Here is a 2,775-nt window from a genome sequence, read left to right as displayed (position 1 = left end):
GAGCAGCACCGCGCGCGGCTCGTTGAGCAGCGTGGCGATGTCGCGACTGAGGGCGTTGAAGCTCCAGACTTTCTGGTTCAGGCCCAGGCCGACGAACCAGCGGAACAGCAGGTTGTAATTGAGCTGTTCGTAAAGTTGCTGTTCGCTGGGCACCGAATACAGCAGTTGCAGGAGCAGAATGTGCATGACCGTTTGCGCGGGAATGAGCATGCCGGGCTCGGCATTGAGGTCGTGCAGAAGGCCCTGGTGGGCGTCGAGCAAATCGTCGATCTGCGGGCGCAGCAACACCAGCGAATGGCCCGGTGGAATGTAGCTGGAGACCTCTTTCAAGGCGCCCTGCCAGTCATCCTGCGAGACGATCCAGACCCACGGTGCGCCGTAGCGATACACCGACACCGGCTTCTTGCGCGCGGCTTCAACGATCTTCGACAGGCGTTGATCGAGTTCCTGCATGCCCACTTTCGAGTAGCGTTCCATAGTCCCCATTGCCTCACTCCCGGCGTCCCGCCTCGGCTTGTGAAAAGCGCCCTGTCGGGCTCCTCAAGCGCGTTACATAGGCATGACCGGACTGGCTATGTGCTACCGAACTTTTGTCATAAAAGCTTCATTACAGCGTGTGGGTGTACACACATCCAATGTAGGAGTGAGCCTGCTCGCGATAGCGGTATGTCAGCACAATAAATATCAGCTGACAGGACGCTATCGCGAGCAGGCTCACTCCTACAGGGGGGATTTTGGATCAGGTGTAGACAGGCCAGGTGTCGACGATTTTGCCGTTGCGCACCGCCAGCAAATCACCGAATTGCAGAAGGACGGCTTCGGTCTGGGTTGGCCGCAGGAAAACCTGGTCTTCGACTGTCAGGCCAACGGCACTGGAGCCGTTAACCATCTCCTGATTCGAACTTCGGCCGTAGACACTGTTGCTTTGCAATCCGGGCGGCGATTCGAACTCGGCCATCCAGTTACCGCCGTAAATGAAAAAGGTCTGGCGCTGGTTCTGATCCCACCACGAGAACAGTCTCGACTTGTCATCCAGCGCCGGAATATTCACCTCGCCCGTGCTCTTCAAAACCGGCGTGGCGATGTAGGCTGCCGGCACGTGCTCGACCAACGACGGCAGGTCGTAGTGCGTCGGTTTGAGCATCGCCGTGCCCACCGAGACTTCGCTGCTGAGCGTTTCGTTTTCATGGATGCGATAACTCGGGCTGCCGGCGGTATTCAGGCACAAACCGTCGTGCCACAACGCCGGAAATTGCTGGCGAGTGAAATCCACACAACGCTGATAAATCACCATGACCTTGGCAAACAACTCTTCGGGCGAACCCAGAATCCCCGGCACGCCCATGCCCACGAACGGGTCATAGCCCATGAACCCGGCGAACTGCAGATGCTGCGGGTTGGCGTTGATCAGCGCGAGCATCTGCCCCAGCACATTCACATCACTGACCCCGCCGCGGTGCAGACCGACGTCCAGTTCGATATTGATGCGCATCCGCGTGCCCAGGCCCTGGGCCAACGCGAGGTATTGCTGCAAACGCTCGGGGCTGTCGAGTAACCATTGCAATTGCTTGCCCGGATCGAACGGGCCCTTGTGGGTTTGATAAAACAGCGCAGCGGAACGTACCGGCAGCGGCTTGCCGAGCAAGATGTCCGACTGCGGGAACGTCACCGCATCGTGGTTGAGAAACGGCTGATGAAACGACATCAGCTTTTGCGTCCCCGCACGCTGCGCGATGTAGCTCAACAGCCCCAGCGACGGCAGCGACTTTTCCACCAGGCGCAGCTGCTTGCCGCCGCGCTGCACCGACTGCATCACCACATCAATGTTGTGATCGAGGCGGTCCAGATCAATCAGCAGCACCGGGCGCATCGGCCCTTTCTCTTTGAGCTCACGGTTCAGCGCACGGAAATATTCACTGTAAGGCGAGCCGCGATCACCCGGCCTCAGCCATGCGCCGACGCCGAGCAACAAAGCGCCGACACCCAATGATCCGAGCAGGAAATTGCGTCGATCGACCGCCATCAGTTCACCCCCAGAATCGACGAAAGATGCGCGTTGAGAAACTTGCCGCTAGGGTCCAGTGCCTGGCGCACCTCGACAAACTCGCGCCAGCGCGGGTACAGCGGTTGCAAGGTGCGCGCATTGAGCGTGTGCAACTTGCCCCAGTGCGGACGGCCGTTGTACTTCCAGAAGATCGGCTCGATGGCGGCGAACAAGTTGTGGTGATCCATCTGATAGTGCTGGTGCACCGAGATCGAACAACTGTCGCGCCCCTCGAACATGCTCAGCGGTATGTCGTCTGCCTTGACGTAGCGGTACTCGATGGGAAACCAGGTGCGCAGGTCCTTGTCCTGAATCAGCTTGAGGATTTCGCGCAGGCACGCCGGGCCGTGCTCCGCCGGTACGGAATATTCCATTTCGTTGAAGCGCACCGTGCGCACGTTGGCATAGATGTCAAACGAGTCGCCCACGCGATCTTCGAAACTGGCCAGATGGCGCAGGCTGTTGAGCAGCGTGCGGCGCAGATCGGGGAAATCGCTGCCATATTTGTCGATCTTCTCGATCAGGGTGACAAACTCGTTGCCGCCCTCCTCATCGGGTGGAATCGGCGGCGTGGCCGGATCGCTGGTTTCGTTGAGGGCGATGGACAAGGCGTAGTCGGAATGGGTGACCACGAGCATTTCCCAGTGCTGGTTTTCCCGGGTGTTCTTGTCGAGGTCCTCCAGCAGCTCTTCGGTCCTGGCGATCCATTGGTGCTCGCGCAGGCGATAGGC

The 2,775-nt window shown here is 59.2% G+C and carries 3 protein-coding genes; all 3 read right to left on the bottom strand.

The window, feature by feature from the left end; all coding sequences use genetic code 11:
- The coding region (locus DBR24_RS28990) for a transposase (protein ID WP_371921375.1) at positions 1-477 on the bottom strand (477 nt) is incomplete at its 3' end.
- Positions 478-739: 262 nt separating this feature from the next.
- Positions 740-1,948 (bottom strand): DSD1 family PLP-dependent enzyme, encoded by a 1,209-nt coding sequence (locus tag DBR24_RS28980; RefSeq protein WP_177490701.1) that lies wholly within the window; start codon positions 1,946-1,948, stop codon positions 740-742.
- A 74-nt stretch (positions 1,949-2,022) separates the two neighbouring features.
- A partial coding sequence (locus tag DBR24_RS28975) for a D-arabinono-1,4-lactone oxidase (protein ID WP_305889156.1) occupies positions 2,023-2,775 on the bottom strand: 753 nt, incomplete at its 5' end.

It is taken from the genome of Pseudomonas sp. HMWF006, assembly GCF_003061205.1.
Classification (GTDB): domain Bacteria; phylum Pseudomonadota; class Gammaproteobacteria; order Pseudomonadales; family Pseudomonadaceae; genus Aquipseudomonas; species Aquipseudomonas monsensis.
This window is presented reverse-complemented; position numbering and strand designations above follow the sequence as displayed.